General features: G+C 71.2%; 11 protein-coding genes. 2 read left to right on the top strand and 9 right to left on the bottom strand.

Going from position 1 to position 16823, the window contains the following annotated elements; all coding sequences use genetic code 11:
- Window positions 1–105 precede the first annotated feature (105 nt).
- Both ACFORO_RS13460 and ACFORO_RS13455 read left to right on the top strand, forming a co-directional pair.
- Window positions 106–678, top strand: coding sequence for a GNAT family N-acetyltransferase (locus ACFORO_RS13460; RefSeq protein ID WP_354749887.1), 573 nt, complete (start codon window positions 106–108; stop codon window positions 676–678).
- A gap of 893 nt (window positions 679–1571) precedes the next feature.
- Window positions 1572–2597 carry a quinone-dependent dihydroorotate dehydrogenase gene (locus tag ACFORO_RS13455; protein ID WP_377870113.1) on the top strand — a complete coding sequence of 342 codons (1026 nt, stop codon included), beginning with the start codon at window positions 1572–1574 and terminating at the stop codon, window positions 2595–2597.
- A 177-nt stretch (window positions 2598–2774) separates the two neighbouring features.
- On the opposite strand, the gene ACFORO_RS13450 is transcribed toward ACFORO_RS13455, so the two are convergent.
- The 9 genes from ACFORO_RS13450 to ACFORO_RS13410 all read right to left on the bottom strand — a co-directional run bounded on the left by ACFORO_RS13450 (window position 2775) and on the right by ACFORO_RS13410 (window position 16743).
- On the bottom strand, window positions 2775–4073 hold the full coding sequence (locus ACFORO_RS13450) for an allophanate hydrolase-related protein (RefSeq protein WP_377870114.1): 1299 nt from the start codon (window positions 4071–4073) through the stop codon (window positions 2775–2777).
- Window positions 4074–4895: 822 nt separating this feature from the next.
- Entirely contained in the window at window positions 4896–5888 is a 993-nt protein-coding gene (pspM, locus tag ACFORO_RS13445) for a phage shock envelope stress response protein PspM (protein ID WP_377896558.1), read from the bottom strand.
- 35 nt (window positions 5889–5923) lie between these two features.
- A complete protein-coding gene (locus tag ACFORO_RS13440; RefSeq protein ID WP_182893389.1) occupies window positions 5924–6772 on the bottom strand; it encodes a PspA/IM30 family protein in 849 nt (282 codons plus the stop codon).
- Between the two features lie 254 nt (window positions 6773–7026).
- Window positions 7027–7476 (bottom strand): helix-turn-helix domain-containing protein, encoded by a 450-nt coding sequence (locus ACFORO_RS13435; RefSeq protein WP_354751172.1) that lies wholly within the window; start codon window positions 7474–7476, stop codon window positions 7027–7029.
- Window positions 7477–7576: 100 nt separating this feature from the next.
- A complete protein-coding gene (locus tag ACFORO_RS13430) occupies window positions 7577–8041 on the bottom strand; it encodes a CinA family protein (protein WP_377870116.1) in 465 nt (154 codons plus the stop codon).
- The gene (gene pgsA, locus ACFORO_RS13425) at window positions 8041–8688 is read right to left on the bottom strand and encodes a CDP-diacylglycerol--glycerol-3-phosphate 3-phosphatidyltransferase (protein WP_377870117.1); all 648 of its coding nucleotides are present in this window, start codon (window positions 8686–8688) and stop codon (window positions 8041–8043) included. The genes ACFORO_RS13430 and pgsA overlap by 1 nt, the downstream gene beginning before the upstream one ends.
- On the bottom strand, window positions 8685–10133 hold the full coding sequence (rimO, locus tag ACFORO_RS13420) for a 30S ribosomal protein S12 methylthiotransferase RimO (protein WP_377870118.1): 1449 nt from the start codon (window positions 10131–10133) through the stop codon (window positions 8685–8687). Before rimO ends, pgsA begins: the two co-directional genes overlap by 4 nt.
- 251 nt (window positions 10134–10384) lie before the next feature.
- A complete protein-coding gene (locus ACFORO_RS13415) occupies window positions 10385–14575 on the bottom strand; it encodes an AAA family ATPase (RefSeq protein ID WP_377870119.1) in 4191 nt (1396 codons plus the stop codon).
- Between the two features lie 119 nt (window positions 14576–14694).
- Window positions 14695–16743, bottom strand: a complete 2049-nt coding sequence (locus tag ACFORO_RS13410) for an acyltransferase family protein (protein WP_354751206.1) — start codon at window positions 16741–16743, stop codon at window positions 14695–14697.
- Window positions 16744–16823: the final 80 nt, after the last annotated feature.

Here is a 16823-nt window from a genome sequence, read left to right as displayed (position 1 = left end):
CCCGGGAATTTCCATGTCCGCTTTCGGTGTTCGCCGCATGTTGTTCCCGATGGGCGATCACCACCGCGGTTCCTGCGCACCCGCGGAAGTCGCTAGGCTGGGAGAATGCTCAGGCCGGACTACCCGATCAGCACCGAACGCCTGCTCCTCCGCCCCTTCAGGGACGAAGATCTCGATGCCCTGAACTCGTTCCAGTCCCGCGCGGACGTCGTCCGCTACCTGTACTGGGGACCGCGCAGCCGCGCGGAATCGGCCGCCGCGCTGGCGAAGCGCGTCCACAGCGCGACGCTGTCGGAGGAAGGCCAGTTCCTCGCCGTCGCCGTGGAACTCGCCGAAACCGGGCAGCTCATCGGCGACCTCAACCTCGAATACCTCAGCGCCGAACACCGCCAAGGCGAGATCGGCTTCGTCTTCCACCCCGACCACCACGGCAAAGGCCTGGCCCTGGAAGCAACGAGAGAAGTCCTGCGGCTCGGCTTCGAAGACCTGGGCCTGCACCGCATCATCGGCCGCTGCGACGGCCGCAACACCGCGTCGGCGTCGTTGATGGAGCGCCTGGGCATGCGGCAGGAAGCAAGGCTGCGGGAAAACGAGATCGTCAAAGGCGCATGGACCGACGAGTTGGTCTACGCCATGCTTGAAGACGAGTGGAAAGCTGGCGCCGCCCGGTTGAACTGATGCCCGGGACGGTTGTGGCCAGGCAGTTCGCGGACGCCGCTGGGCGGGTGCGGAGTGCGGATGTTTCGACTGGCCTCCCGGTGAAGGCTGGCCTGCCTCAAGGCGGTGGCCGGGCACGGATGCCGGGCGCGATCTTGGGACGCCCGCAGTATGGCTAGGTGCTGTGAAGGGCTCCTTGAGGGAATCTGATTCTCCCAAGGAGCCCTTCACAGACATCGCCCGTTTGAGGTGGCAGCAGTTGGTGCCGTGAGGGTTCCCTTCACGGACCTGGATTCCTTCAATGGTGGAGCGGCTGGCCAGGTTGGGTCCGCAGGTGCCGGTTTGACGGGCGCGCGCGGAGCTGTGCGAGTAACCGAGTGGTCCGCGCGTACCGCGATTCGACGGGAGGCTGCGTGACCGGCCGAGTGGCCCCCAGGTGCCGATTCGACGGGTGGACGCGGGCTGCGTAGCTGGTCAAGTTGGGTGCGCGGGCGCGAGGCAAGCGAGTGGGCGCGTCCCCTTGCAGGACTCCGCTGGCCACCTTAAGCACTCAAGCTGCGGTTGAGCGAAGGCCCTTCACAGCAACCCGCCAACCGACACTCGCGGACTAACTCAGCCACCTACTCAACCCGGCACCACCCAACCGCAACCAACGCACCCAACGATCGAGGCACCCAGCCCCTCCCCCGCACCCCGATACGAAGCCTCCCTGCGGTCTGGTGGTGCTTGTCAAGGCATCTTTCCCGCCTTGACAAGCACCCCCAGACCGTCAGCACAATCAACCTTCGGGGTGCCCCACGCAACCAACGCAGCGATGTCGCCGCCAGGCGACGAGCCACCCAAGACGCGACCCCCGCCACAAGAACCCCAAGCCACCCCAGCCAACCCGCCCCCGATACGGCAGCATGGACAACGTGCTCTTCGACAGGATCGTCCGCCCAGCGATGTACCGGCTCGCCTACCACGACCCCGAGGTAGTCCACGAGCGCACAGTCACGCTCCTGAGCCGAGCCGGAACCGCCCTCCGCCCCGTCGCCAAGGCGTACCGGACGAACGATCCCGCCAATGTCCTGGGCCTGACCTTCCCCAACCGAATCGGTCTGGCCGCGGGCATGGACAAGAACGGCCGAGCCCTCCACGCCTGGCCGGCCCTGGGCTTCGGCTTCGTCGAAGTAGGCACGGTCACCCGCCACCCCCAGCCGGGCAACCCCAAACCCCGCCTCTTCAGCCTCCCGGCCACCGACGCGGTCATCAACCGCATGGGCTTCAACAACGACGGGGCCCAAGCCCTCGCCGACCGGCTGGCCGCGCACGGAAAACCCGCGGTGCCGCTGGGAATCAGCATCGGCAAGTCGAAGGTGACGCCGCTGGACGAGGCCGTCGAGGACTACCGCTACTCGCTCCGCACCCTGCACCCCTTCGCCGACTACTTCGCGATCAACGTCAGCTCCCCGAACACCCCCGGCCTCCGTGCGCTGCAAGACAAATCCGCACTCGCCGAACTGCTCGCGGAACTCCGCAAGACCGGCGCCGAGCTGGGCGGCGACACTCCTCTGCTGGTGAAGGTCGCCCCCGACCTCACCGACGACGCGCTCGCCGAACTCCTCGAAGTCTGTCTGGACCACGGTGTAGCCGGGATCATCGCGACCAACACGACCCTCTCCCGCGCGGGCATCGCCCCCGCCGAAGCCGCGCTGGCGTCGGAAACCGGCGGACTGTCCGGCCGCCCGCTGACCGAACGCTCGGCCGAAGTCGTGCGCTTCGTCCACGAGAAGACCGAGGGCAGGCTGCCGATCATCGGCGTCGGCGGCATCCTCGGCCCGGACGACGCCCGCCGCATGCTCGACGCCGGTGCCAGCCTCGTCCAGATCTACACCGGCTTCGCACTGCACGGGCCCGGTCTGGTCCGCCGCGTCGGCCGGGGACTCGCCGCCCGGTAGCGGGGCCGGGCGCACCTGTCCGACGGCGAAGTCCGGGCACCGACACACAAGCCGGGGCCCGCATCGGCGAACGACTGCTCGGCGGAACCGGAGGTACAGCTTCGGCCCGAGGTCGTCGTCCCCGGCCCAGGAACCCCGGTTCGGCAGGGCCCGAGTGCGCGCTCGGGCCCCTCCGCCTCAGCCGGGGAACCGCGGTCCGCCAGTGCTCACGAACCGCAGGTACCCCCGCCAAGACGCGTACCGGTCCAGACCTTCCCCGCCGACCGCGGCCGACGGTTCGCACAGCACCGCGAGCGGCGAGCTTCCGTCCTCCAGCTCGACCCGGCCCACCACGAACGGCGCCGCCAAGCCCTCCGCGAAACGGCCGAACGCCGCCGGAGACAGCCGCCAGCGTTCGCCGTCCACGCCAGCCGAGCCGGAGACCACTCCGGGCTGGGGCGGGGCGACCCCGTCGAGCAGCACCAGGCGATAGCGCTCCGCAGTCCGGACCAGACCACCGAACCGCGCCCCGTGCAGCTCGTCATGCAGCGGCTGGCCGCACAGATGCGCGCCGAACACCACCACATCGACGCTCTCGCTCGGATACGGGTCCGGCGACTGCTCGCCAGTCAGCACCGAAGCCAGGTCGATGCCGATCTGGTCCTCGAACGCCCGCGTCACCACAGTGATCCCGTACGGCCGCCGGTCCCCCGGCACGGTCACCGCGGCGACGTCCAGTGCGTTCAGAGTCGCCTCCAGGACGCCGACAGTCGGCAGCAGCAACGCATCCAGATCCGCCAGCAGCGAGCGGGCTCCAGGGGCGTCTCCGGCCCCGTAGAACGCGCTGACGTCTACCGGGACCAAGACAGCGCCGGAAGCCTCCAGAGAGGCAGCGGCGACGTCGAACGCCCTCCTCGCGGGCAGCGGGAGGCTGGCTTCGGCGGGGATGCCGAGGCGGGGATGCCGTCCGGCGGCGAGACGGACGTCGGCCGGCCATTCGCGCATTGCCGAGTCCGTGCCGAACATCGCCGCGACGGCCCGCTGGGCGGTCGTGAGGCGGTGCGCGGACACCGAAACGGTCGTCGCCGGGATCAGCCCGGGCGTCGGCTTGAGGGTCAGCACCCCGGCCGGGGCGGCGATCTCCCGCGCGGACGAATTCAGTGCCAGGTCGACGATCTCGAGACCGATCGCCGCGCTTTCCGGGTCCGCGACGGTGGTTCCGAGGACCACCGCGCCGGCGTCGGTCAGGCGGGCGAGCGCGGGCGGGCCGTCGGCGTCGACCGCGCAGACCGTTCCGGCCAGCGGGAGGTCTTCGCCCGCGTGGACGCGCTCGTCGACGGTTTTCGCTTCGACGAGCACTTCCTCCATGGTGCGCACCGAGACCCAGAGTCCGGGACGGTCGGCTTTCGCCAGCCGCTCGAACGCGGTGCGGACCCGCTCGTGCGAGCTGGGCGGGGGGACGGGAACAGGATCAGGTTCCGGCGGGAGCGTAGTCACGAGGGCGTCCTTTCCTCGGCGGGATCGGAGGAGTCCACTGTGTACGTCCGGCGCCGCGAACCTCAGCCCTCGACGCCGGGCCTGGCGGGTGCCAACACCGACCTCATGAGAAAAACGTTAAACCGCAGACGTTTCCGTCACCAGCAGGATCGGATTACGCGATTGTTGCGGTATGCGGGGGAAACTCACGCACCGTCGCGGCCGGACTGTCCGGTTGCGCCGACCGGAATCCCAAACTCGGCCATCAGGACGGCGTTTCCGCCCGGCCGCTGCGATTCCCGGAGTCGCCGCGAACCAGGGCGCCCGGACCACATTCACCCCTGGATCGGGCGTTTCGCGGCGGATTACCGCGTCTCGCGGCCCCACGACGGGGCCGGACCAGGCTGGTCAGCCAAGGTCTTTCAGCGCCAGCGCCAACCCGGCGAGCCGGTCTGGCGCGTCTGTCAGGGCTTCCCGCGACGTGACCATTCCGTCACTGCTCACCCGGCCGAAGCGATTGCCCGAGTCGGCACGAAGCCACGCACCCGGACCACATTCGCCCCCGAGATCCGCGGCGGATTACCGCGTCCCGCAGCCCCGCGACGGGGCCGGACCAGGCTGGTCAGCCAAGGTCTTTCAGCGCCAGCGCCAACCCGGCGAGCCGGTCCGTCGCGTCCGTCAGCGCCTCCCGCGAGGTGGCCATTCCGTCACCGCTCGCCCGGCTGCGGCGATTCCCCGAGTCGGCACGAGGCCACGCACCCGGACCACATTCGCCCCGAGACCCAGCGTTTCGCAGCGGACTTCCGCGCCACACGGCCCCACGACAGGGCCGGACCAGGCTGGTCAGCCAAGGTCTTTCAGCGCCAGCGCCAACCCCGCGAGCCGATCCGTCGCGTCCGTCAGCGCCTCCCGCGACGTGACCATTCCGTCACTGCTCGCTGCCACCGCGCGACCGGCCGCGGCGACCAATCCGCCGTAGCCTTCGATCCCGTCGTCGAGCTGTTCGCGCAACTTCGCCACGGCGGCCTGCAACGCCGAACGTTCGCGTTCCGGCGCGGAATTGCGGCCCCGTTCGATCGCCTGGATCCGGTCCGCCAAGCCGCGCAGTGCGCGGGCCGCCTCGTCTGCCGTCGCGCGGGCGTCGGCGACCGAGACCTCGGGGACCGCGGTGGTGCCCAGCGAAGTCGGCACCGAAAGCTGGCGCAGGAGTTCGCGCAGCGAAGCCTCCGACTCGGCCAAGCGCTCCATCGGCTCGCGCGCGGCCGAACCGGCTGCGGGCAACGGCGGCGGGCCGCTGGGCGCGGCGGGAAGTTCGACCTTCTTCAGCTCTCGCAACCGCATCCCGGTGCGGACGCTGAACGTCCCGAACACCAGCGTCGCGAAACCGGAGAACACCGCCTGCCCGATCTCCGGACCGGCCACCGCTCCGCCGAGCAGGCCGGTGGCGGTGAGCACGGTGAGGATCCCGAGCAGGATCGTGACCAGCACCCACAACGTGAGCACGCGCGAGGTGCGGCGGATCCGGCGCTGGTGCTTCGCGCTCGGCTCGTTCCAGCGCTGCCACTTCGCGCGGACCTCGGCCACCGCGGGCACCTGCCCGGCGACCGAAGAGAACGCCGCGGACGCAGCCGCACTCGACGGGCGGCGGGGCACCGGCGGCGGCGAGCCCGGACCGCGTTCGGTCCGGCCGTTCTGCTGCGGCTTCCCGCCGGCCTCCTCGGCCGGCGGGAAGTACCGCTGCAGCTTTTCCTGAGCGCGCTGGGCGTAGTCGGGCAACCGCTCGATGTGCTTCTCGAGCTTGGCGTTGAACTCGCTGAAGTCCCGCCGCTTGGCCATCCGCGCTACCCCCTGCGCCGCTCGTGCCCGGCCGGTCAGGCCGGGTTCTTGCCCTGTTCCGCCTGCACGCGGGCCTGGATCTCCCGCTGGATGTCGCCCGAGGCGGCGGCCGGCTTGGCCGCGGCCGCGCCCGCACCGCCGTCGGTGACCTGGGCGACCGAGTCGCCGCGCATCGACGCGCGGATCTGCTCGAGCCGCGAGTGGCCCGCCATCTGCGTGGCCGACTCCTGGACCTCCATCATGCGGCCCTGCACCGAGTTCTGCGCCAGCTCCGCCGAGCCCAGCGCGGTGGTGTAGCGCTTCTCGATCTTGTCCCGGACCTCTTCCAGCGACGGCGTGTTGCCCGGCGCGGCCAGCTGGCTCATCTGGTTCAGCGACGCGGAGACCTGCTCCTGCATCTTCGCCTGCTCCAGCTGCGAGAGCAGCTTGGTGCGCTCGGCCAGCTTCTGCTGCAGCATCGTCGCGTTGCGCTCGACGGCCTGCTTGGCCTGCGTGGCCGCCTGCAGCGACTGGTCGTGCAGCGTCTTGAGGTCTTCGATGCTCTGCTCGGCCGTGACCAGCTGCGCGGCGAAGCTCTCCGCCGCGGTCTCGAACTGGGTGGCCTTGGCCTCGTCGCCCTTGCCGCGGGCCTCGTCGGCCAGCACGAGCGCCTGGCGCGTCGAGGCCTGCAGCTTCTCGACCTCGCCGAGCTGGCGGTTGAGCTTCATCTCCAGCTGCCGCTGGTTGCCGATCACGGAGGCGGCCTGCTGCGTCAGCGCCTGGTGGTTGCGCTGCGCCTCCTCGATGGCCTGCTGGATCTGTACCTTCGGGTCGGCGTGCTCGTCGATCTTCGACGAGAACGCCGCCATCATGTACTTCCAGAACTTCACGAACGGGTTGGCCATCTCCTCCGCCTGCCTTCTTGCGTCCCACGGGCCCTGATTGCTTCGGGGCGGGGCGTCGCTCCCCTAGTCGCACAACGTACCGACCCCGGCGTTGGGTTCCATCGTGTCAGGTCGGCCTCCGCCGTTCCAGGCGACCCCGGGGGAATTCAGGGTCAGCCCTGACCGGCGGTCGGGACCGGCCCGGAAGGGGAACCCCGCGCACGCCGACGGCCCCGGGGAGATCCCCGGGGCCGTGCAGCGAAACAGGGCGGGCGTTACGCCGCGATCGTGGACGCCAGCTTCGGCGCGCCGATCGTGGTCCGCAACGTCGTGTTCATCCGCGGAGCGGGCTGAAGCCGCAGGTCGGAGAGGTCGTCGCCGATCAGCTCCGACACCAGGCGGCCGCCTTCGAACCCGGCCTCGCCGCGGTCGGGCACGGTCTGGTTCGGCGCGGTCTCCACCTCTTCGACCGGCGCGACCTCGACCTTGTCGAGAGCCGACACGTCGGCGGCGACCTTGTGCAGCAGCTCGCCCAGCGGCAGCTCCAGCGCCTCGCAGATCGAAGCGAGCAGCTCGCTGGAAGCCTCCTTCTGGCCGCGCTCGACCTCGGACAGGTAGCCGAGGCTCACCCGGGCGGCGCGGGAGATGTCACGCAGCGTCCGACGCTGGTTGGTGCGGGCATGACGGAGCCGATCACCGATCGCCTCGCGCAACAGCACGGTCATCACGCGCCTCCCTTCCCGAACTGGTGCCTCCTACGTTACCCAGAGCGGTGCCCCGAGTGCAGGACTTGACACGTACGTACGCCAAGGGCGAACGCCGTTTTCAGTCTAGTTGTTCCCCGAGCAGCGCGAACGCGGCGCGCACCGACGCCGTCCGGATCGTGTCCCGGTCACCGGGCTCGGCCAGCTCACGCACCGTGGTCACGCCTGGTCCGCTGAGCCCGACGTACACCGTTCCCGGCGCCACGCCGTCCTGCGGATCCGGCCCCGCGACACCGGTCAGGCCGAGGCCCCAGGTCGCCCCGCAGCGCTCGCGCGCGCCCCTGGCCAGCTGCGCGGCGACCTCGGGGTGCACCGCTCCGTGCTCGGCCAGCAACTGCTCGTCGACCCCGGCGAGCGCGGTCTTCAGCTCTGTGGCGTAGACCACCAGGCCGCCGCGCAGCACCGCGCTCGCACCCGGTACCTGGGCGAGCGTGGCGCAGACGAGACCGGCGGTGAGCGACTCCGCCGCCGCCACGGTTTCCCCCCGGCGGGTGAGGGTCGCGACGAGTTCGCGCGCCTCGGTCATCACGAGCCCATCGCGCGCCGGCCGGCAGCGCGCAGCCGGATCGCGCGGACCAGGTAGTCGACGCCGGTGACCACCGTCAGCGCGACCGCGATCCCCATCAGCACCCAGCGCACCGGGTCCGCTCCGGCCGGGAGCGGCAGCAGATAGGTCACGATCGCGATGATCTGCGCCATGGTCTTCGCCTTGCCGCCCCGGCTGGCCGGGATCACGCCGTGCCGGATCACCCAGAACCGCAGCAGCGTCACGCCGATCTCGCGCACCGCGATCACGATGGTGACCCACCAGCCCAGCTCCCCCAGCGCGCTGAGCCCGATCAGCGCGGCGCCGATGAGCGCCTTGTCCGCGATCGGGTCGGCGATCTTGCCGAAGTCGGTGATGAGCCCGTAGCGGCGGGCGACCCAGCCGTCGACCTGGTCGGTGGCCGACGCGACGGCGAACAGCCCGGTGGCGATCGCGCGCCACGTGGTGTCCTCGCCGTGGCCGGTGAACAGCGCCACCACGAACAGCGGGACCAGGACGAGCCGCGAGATGGTGAGCAGGTTCGCCAGGTTCAGCGTCGGGACCGGGGTGGCTTCGGGCAGCTGGGCCCCGCCCTCGGAAGCGGCGCGGGGCACGCCCTCGCCCGCCCCGCTGGGCGCGGCACTCACCGGCCGGCGTCCGGCGCCGGGCGGACGACCAGGTCGACGCCGGCGGAGTCGACGACCTCGCAGCGGACGATGTCGCCCACCGCGAGCGGCTTGGTGTCTTCGTCCTCGAGGATGACGCATTCGCCGTCGACCTCGGGGGCCTGGTGCGCGGCGCGGCCGACCGCGTCGTCGCCGTCGGTGCCGTCGTGCTCGACCAGGACGTCCACGAAGGTGCCGATCCGGTCTTCGGCGCGCTGCGCGGTCAGCTCCTCGACCAGCGCCGAAATGCGCGCGACGCGCTCGGCGACCACGGCCGGGTCCAGCTTGCCGTCGAAGGTCTCGGCCTCGGTGCCGTCCTCGTCGGAGTAGCCGAACACGCCGACCGCGTCGAGCCGGGCCCCGGTGAGGAACCGCTCCAGCTCGGCCAGGTCGTCCTCGGTCTCGCCGGGGAAGCCGACGATCACGTTGGTGCGGATGCCCGCCTCGGGCGAGTACTCGCGGATCTGCTCGGTGAGCGCGAGGAAGGAATCGGTGGAGCCGAACCGGCGCATCCGGCGCAGCACCTGCTCGCTGGAGTGCTGGAAGGACAGGTCGAAGTAGTCCGCGACGCCCGGCGTGGTGGCGATGGCCCGCACCAGCTGCGGCCGCGTCTCGGCGGGCTGCAGGTAGGACACGCGGACGCGCTCGATGCCGTCGATCTCGGCGAGGCGCGGCAGCAGCAGCTCGAGCGCGCGGGTGCCGTCGCGGCCGAAATCCTTGCCGTACGACGTGGAGTTCTCGCTGACCAGGAACAGTTCCTTCGCGCCGTTCTCGGCGAGCCAGGCCGCCTCGGCGACGATCTCGTCGGGCTGGCGGGACACGAACGACCCGCGGAACGACGGGATCGCGCAGAACGAGCAGCGCCGGTCGCAGCCGGAGGCGATCTTCAGCGCGGCGACCGGGGAATCGTCCAGCCGCGTGCGCAGGACGCGCGGGCCCCAGCCGTGCTGCGCGTGCCCGGGCACCTCGACCTCGGAGGTCGCGGCGGGCCGCTGCACCGGGCTGATCGGCAGCAGCTTGCGGCGGTCGGACGGGGTGTGCGCGGCGATCGCGCGGCCGGCGACCACGTCGTCGAGGCGCGAGGACAGGTCGGCGTAGTGGTCGAAGCCGAGCACCGCGTCGGCCTCGGGCAGGCTGTCGGCCAGTTCGTTGCCGTAGCGCTCGGCCATGCAGCCGACCGCGACGACCTTGCGGCCGGTGTCGGCCGCGGCGAGCAGCGTGTCGACCGAGTCCTTCTTGGCCGACTCGACGAAGCCGCACGTGTTGACCACGACGACGTCGGAGTCCTCCGGTTCGGCGGCCAGTTCCCAGCCGCCCGCGGCCAGCCGGCCCGCCAGCTCCTCGGAATCGACCTCGTTGCGGGCGCAGCCCAAGGTCACGAGGGAGACACGGCGGGCGCGAGCGGAGTCAGCGGCTGGAGAAGGCACGACGTTCAGGGTAGCCGTCGCATTCGGACCGCCCCGCGACGGCGTCGCCCAGTGCGGTGACCCGGTCTCCTCCGGCCGGGTCGCTCCGCCGATGCCCAGGGCTCGAGGTGCCGCCAGGGGGCGCGATCAAGTCGCGTCGGGGTTCGGGGCTCTTGGCGGTCGTGAGGGGAACCCTGAGGGAATCAGATTCCCTCAGGGTTCCCCTCACGGACCTGCGGACCCGGATCGCCGGGCTTGGGGGCCCGAGCGGGTCACTCCGCTGTGGACACGTCCGGAACCGTCAGCAGCGTCAGCTCCGCGTCGTCCAGCGCCTCCAGGTCGACGTCCGGGCCGGCCAGCCGCATCGCCTGCGCGCGGATCGCGCGTTCGAGCAGGCCGCGGGCCGAACGGCCGTTCGCGAAACCGGCGCCGCGGTCGAGACCGGCCATGAATCCGGGCAGCGCTTCGGCGAGCCCGGCGTCGAGGCGGTAGCCCTGTTTGCCCGCCATGGCCGTGAAAATCGCGGCGAGCTGGGCGTTGTCGTAGTCGGCGAAGTGCACGGTGGCGCCGAAGCGGGACCGGAGGCCCGCGTTGGCGTCGAGGAAGCGGTCCATGTCCGCCGGGTAGCCCGCGGCGATCACGATCAGGTCCTCGCGGTGGTTCTCCATCTGCACCAGCAGTTCGGCGACCGCCTCGCCGCCGAAGTCGGCGCCGTTCGAGTAGGTCTGGACCAGGTTGTACGCCTCGTCGATGAACAGCAGCCCGCCGATCGCCCGCTCGCACACCTCGCGGGTTTTCGGCGCGGTCTGGCCGATGTACTCGCCCACCAGGTCCGGCCGCGCGACCTCGACCAGGTGCCCGGACGGCAGCACGCCGAGCTCGCGGTACAGCTGCCCCATCAGGCGCGCGACGGTCGTCTTCGCCGTGCCCGGGTTGCCGGTGAACACCAGGTGCCTGCTGCGCGCCCCGACCGGCAGCCCGGCCTTGCGGCGGCGCGCGTCCAGCCGCGTTTCCGCGACCAGCGCACGGACCTGCGACTTCACCTCGTCCAGGCCGATCATCCCGTCGAGTTCGGCCAGCAGATCGTCCAGTCCCCGGCGCGGCCCGGCGTCGTCGCTGACCGCGACCCCGGCCTCGCCCGGCAGGTCTGCGGCGACCAGGACGGCCAGCTGATCCGACGGCGTGTCCGGCGCGGCGGCCAGGCGGCTGGACTGCCCGCTGATCGCGGCTTCCAGCAGGCCGCGCGCGGACCGGCCGTTCGCGAACCCGCGACCGCGCGGAATGCGGCGGATCGCCTCGGGCAGCGCCGAGGAGAGGTCGGCGGACAGCTCGTAGCCCTGGCCCTTCGCCATCACCGTGAAAATCCCGGCGAGTTCGTCGTTGGAGTAATCCGGGAACTCGATCCGGCCGGAGAACCGCGACCGCAGCCCGGGGTTGGACTCGAGGAACTCGTCCATCTGCTTGGGATAGCCCGCGACGAAGACCACCAGGTCCTCGCGATGGTTTTCCATCTGCACCAGCAGTTCGGTGACGGCTTCCTTGCCGTAGTCGTCGTTGTCGTCGCGCACGAGGTTGTACGCCTCGTCGATGAACAGCACGCCGCCCGCGGCCCGCTCGCACACCTCGCGCGTCTTCGGCGCGGTCTGACCGGTGAATTCGGCGACAAGGTCACCGCGGCCGACTTCGACCAGATGTCCGGACGGAAGCACGCCCAGCTCGCGGTAAATCTGCCCGACCAGCCGTGAAACGGTCGTCTTGGCCGTGCCCGGGTTGCCGGTGAAGAGCAGATGGCGGCTGCGTACGGCGACCTTCATGCCCGCGTCGCGGCGCCGCGCGTCGACGGCCATTTCGTCCACCATGGACCGCACGCGCTGCTTCACCGAGTCGAGCCCGATCATCGCGTCCAGCTCGGCCAGCAGCTCCGGAAGACTGCGCCGTGGTCCGGAATCGTCCACCGCGCCCACTCCGGACTCGCCAGGCTGCGGCAGGTCTGCGGCGACGAGCGTGACCAGGTCCGCGCCGCCGTCGGTGGTCAGCCGGGTCGACTGCTTGCCGATCGCCGCTTCCAGCAGCACGCGCGCGGACCGGCCGTTCGCGAAGCCGCGGCCGCGCGGGATCCGCCGGACCGCCTCGGGCAGCGACGCGAGCAGGTCCGGGGACAGCTCGTAGCCCTGGCCCTTCGCCATCGCGCGGAAGATCTGCGCGAGCTCGTCGTTGGAGTAGTCCGGGAATTCGATGGTGCCGGCGAACCGCGAGCGCAGGCCGGAGTTGGACTCCAGGAAAGCGTCCATCTCCTTGGGGTAACCGGCCGCGAAGACGACCAGGTCCTCGCGGTGGTTTTCCATCTGCACCAACAGTTCCGCGACGGCTTCCCGGCCGAAGTCGTCGTCCTTGTCGTTCACGAGGTTGTAGGCCTCGTCGAGGAACAGCACGCCGCCGACGGCCCGCTGGACCGCCGCGCGGGTCTTCAGCGAGGTCTGGCCCACGTACTCGCCGACCAGGTCGGTGCGGGTCACCTCGACGACGTGGCCCTTCGGGAGCGCGCCGAGCGCTTGATAGATCTTGCCGAGCAGCCGGGCGACGGTCGTCTTGGCCGTGCCCGGATTTCCGGTCAGCAGCAGGTGCCGGCTGCGCACGGCGACCTTCATGCCCGCTTCCCGCCGCCGCGCGTCGATCGTCATCTCCGACGTCAGCGAGCGGACCCGCTCCTTGACCGCGGCGAGGCCGATCATCCCGTCCAGTTCGGCGAGCAGCTCCTCGATCGAGGATCCGCCGCGCTGGCCCGCCGCGGCCACGAGTGGCTCGATGTCCGGGTGGCCGATTTCGATCCGGGTGCCCGGCATCGCGCCGCGGCTGATCGCCTGCCGCGAGGACGCGTCCAGCAGCGCCTCCACCGTGCGGGCGCTGGGTTCCTTGGCCAGCGCGGCGAGCCGGTCGCGCACGTCGGACGGCAGGCCGAACGAGCGCTCCTGGGCGAGGACGTCGAGCAGCGCGGCCGCCGCGGCGGGCCGGTCGAACCGGGGCAGCCGGTACTGCAGCATGTTCTGCACCAGGTCAGGGGCCTCGGTGCGGAGCTGTTCGAGCACCTTCTCGGTGCCGTCCAGGATGATCAGGCGGCAGCTGTCCTGGTCGCGCGCGTAATTGCGCAGCAGGCGGACGGTGGCGGCGACATCCTTGTCGAACAGCGCGTCGACCCGCTCCGCGAGCAGCAGCGCGGAGCCGCCGTTCTCGATGTCGTTGATCGTCGCGGGCACCGAGCGCTCGATCGGATCGTCGGCGTACTCGGCGAGCAGGGCGGCGCAGTCGAAGAACTGGGCGGTGTCGAACCCGACCTCGGCCTCGGTCAGCGACGCCTTCATCGCCCGGGTGAACCGGCGCTGGCCGGTGTTCGCCTCCCCCACGAGCAGGACGAACGGGTTCGGCTGCTTGGTGCCCGCCGTCATCCGGGCCGCTTCGCGCTTCTCCCACTCGGCGTAGGCCGTTTGCCACTCCTCGTACGCCTTCTCGTAGCGGGACTGCTCCTTGCGCTGCCACATGCGGTTGCCCGCGGCCAGCAGGTCCAGCGTGACCGACCGGCTATGCCGCGCCATGTCGCCGAGCACGTTGTTGCCGGAGCCGTCCGAACCCGGCCGTTCCGGTTCGGGCGGCGGGGGTTCGCCGGGGCCGTTCGCGGTGCCGTGCCGGGTGGCGTCCGCCCAGGCGACGATCCGGGTGGCGCGCGCGACGAACTCGGCCATCGACTCGGTTCCGGCGACGAACATCCCGGACTGGCCCAGGTTCTCGACCCGGATCTGCGGCGGCTGAGCAGTCGCGGTATTCGGCGCCGGGGCGCTCGCGGGGAGCGGCGGCGCGGACGGCGGGGCGGCGGGCGGCGGTCCCGAAGGCGCGGGCGGCGGCTGGGCCGGGACTTGCCCGGACCACGGGCCGCCCTGCGGCGCGGGCGGGAACCCGGGCTGCGGCGGACGGTAGCCCTGCGGAGGAGAAGGCGGGCCGTTGTAGCCGCCCGGGTTCCCTTGCGGCGCAGGCGGTCCCGCGTATCCGCCGGGATTGCCCTGCGGACCGGGATAGCCGCCTGGGTTGCCCTGCGGACCGGCGTAACCGCCCGGGTTTCCTTGCGGTCCGGGGAATCCGCCCGGGTTGCTCTGCGGGCCCGGGTACTGCGGCCGAGGTCCGTTGCCGGGGTAGCCCTGCTGGCCGCCCGGGTACTGCTGCGGCGCGCCGTACCCGCCCGGCGCTCCCGGTGCGGGTGCGCCCGGCGGCGGAGCGAGCCGGGCGGCCGCGCGGTAGCCGGAGTCCGCGGGCGGCTGCGTGTACTGCCAGCTCCCGTCCGGCAGCCGCCGCTGCCACGCCTGGCCGGGGACGAGCAGCCATCCGACGCCGTCCGGGCCGGTCAGCGCGGCCGTCCGGCCCGCCGCCGCCTCGGACTGTGCGGCCTGGAATGCGTCCCACCCTGCGCGCGTCAAAAAAACCAGCTCCCCCTCAGGTGCCCGTGCGGCAAGCCCGCCGCCGCCCCATTGTGCCCAACCCGGGACGCTCCGCGACGGCTAGTCGCCGAAGTCGCCCGTTCGCCCCTCGCCCGCGGTCACCACTGCAGGGCTTGTTTGAGCTGTTTGACCGCGATCGGCGCGAGTGTCGTGTTGAACGTCGCGGACGGGTGGTTGTCGTCCATGTAGACCAGCACGTTCCCGACGACCGCGCGGCAGCGCTTCTGGTCGCAGTAGTAGTCGGTGAAGTCCAGGAACGACACGTTGTCCGGGATGTCCTCGACCCGCTCCCACGACGGCGCCGGGGCCACCGCGGCGGGCCGCGGCACCGAGCACGACGCGTCGGTCGGGCTCTTCTGCGCGACACAGCTGGCCATGTTGAACGCGTAGCGCGGGTTGTCGCGGACGGCCACGACCGGGATGTTCGCGTCGTTCAACTCGGACCAGACGTCGACGAAGCCCTTCGGCGTCGACTCGTTCGGCCCCGGCTTGGCGTTGACCGTGCCGAGCATGACGACCGCGTCCGGGCGCGTGTCGAGCAGTTCGTCGGTGGCGGCCTTGTTCCAGTCGATGCAGTTCTTGTCGCCGGGCATCAGCTCGGAGCCCGACGAGTACGGGCACGCGCCCTTCAGCATGGTCGAGACCTGCCAGCCGTCGGAGACGACCGCGGGCCGGAAGGCGGCGAGGTACTGCTGGATGTGCGAGTCGCCGACGAGCACGATCCGCTTGGTCGGCGGCCCCTCCGGGCCCTCCGTGCAGATCTCCAGTTCCTTGTTGCGCGGCGACTTCGAGCACTGGTCCGGCGAAATGCGGGCCCAGTCGTCGGCGAGCTTCACCGTCGGCGGCACGATCGACGGCGCCGGCGTGCCGCGGTAGACGAAGCCCGGCGCGTGCGCGATCGCGCCGGGGTGGTCCGGGTCGCCGATGGCGATTTCGTAGTTCGCCCGCGCGCTGCTCACGCCCTGCCAGACGCCGCTCGCGACGAGCACCGGGGCCAGCGCGAGCACGCCGAACCGGTAGGAGCCCCAGTGTTTCGCGGTGCCGATCTTCGACAGCCGGATCGGGTTCTCGATCAGGTGATAGGTCAGGATCGAGAGCAGGAACGACACGCCGACCACGAACGTGCCGCCGAGCAGGCCGACCGCCGCCCGGTCGCGGATGATCAGGTAGAACACCAGCACCGGCCAGTGCCACAGGTACAGCGAGAAGCTGAGATTGCCGACGTAGCCGAGGAATTTCGAGCTGAGCCAGCGGTCCGCGCCGAGCACGCTGCCGGTCTGCCCGGCCACCAGCACCAGGCCGGCCGAGACGGTCGGCCACAGCGCGATCCAGCCGGGGAACACGCTGTCGACCTCGAGCAGGACGCCGCACAGCACCAGCCCGGCGACGCCGACCCAGCCGAGCACGATGCGCAGCAGGCGCGGCAGCGTCACCTGGTCGAGGAACATCGCCATCAGGCCGCCGAGCGCGAACTCCCACACGCGGGTGAGGCCGTGGAAGTAGGCCAGCGGCTGGTCGGCCGCGGTGAGGTAGACCGAGTACGCGAGCGAGGCCGCGAACAGGACGACCAGCAGCAGGTTCACCGTGCCGCGCAGCGACCAGCCGAGGCGGCGCACGAGCAGGCCGAGCCCGACGAACAGCAGCGGCCACACCAGGTAGAACTGGCCCTGGATGGACAGCGACCAGAAGTGCTGCACGAGGCTGGCGCTGTTGTGCTGGGCGAAGTAGTCCACCGAATCGGCCGCGAGCTGCCAGTTCTCGTAGAACAGCGCCGACGCGACGACCTCGCGGATGGTCTGGAACCAGCGGTCCTGGGGCAGCAGCAGCTGCGAGACGACCACGACGGTCAGCAGCACCGTCATCGCGGCCGGGAAGAGCCGCTTGATCATCCGGCCCCAGGTGGCGCGCAGCTCGATCCGGCCGCGCAGCAGCGCGCGGTAGAGCTGGCCGGTGATCAGGAACCCGGAGACGAGGAAGAACACGTCGACGCCGCCGGAGATCCGGTCGAACCACACGTGGTAGACGACCACCAGCACCGAGGCGAGCGCCCGCACGCCCTGCAGCTCGGGCCGGAACCGCGCCTGCGCGCTCGGCCCGGCGGGAGGATGGCCGGATCGTTCGGGGGCGGCCACAGTGCTGCCGGACATGCAGGTTCCTCCCGAGGGCCGGTAGCCGGCCAGTGGCCGCCGGCTACTGGTCATGTGCGGACACTAGCTATACGTGACGG

The sequence above is a fragment of the Amycolatopsis halotolerans genome (assembly GCF_042647905.1).
GTDB lineage: Bacteria > Actinomycetota > Actinomycetes > Mycobacteriales > Pseudonocardiaceae > Amycolatopsis > Amycolatopsis halotolerans.
This window is presented reverse-complemented; position numbering and strand designations above follow the sequence as displayed.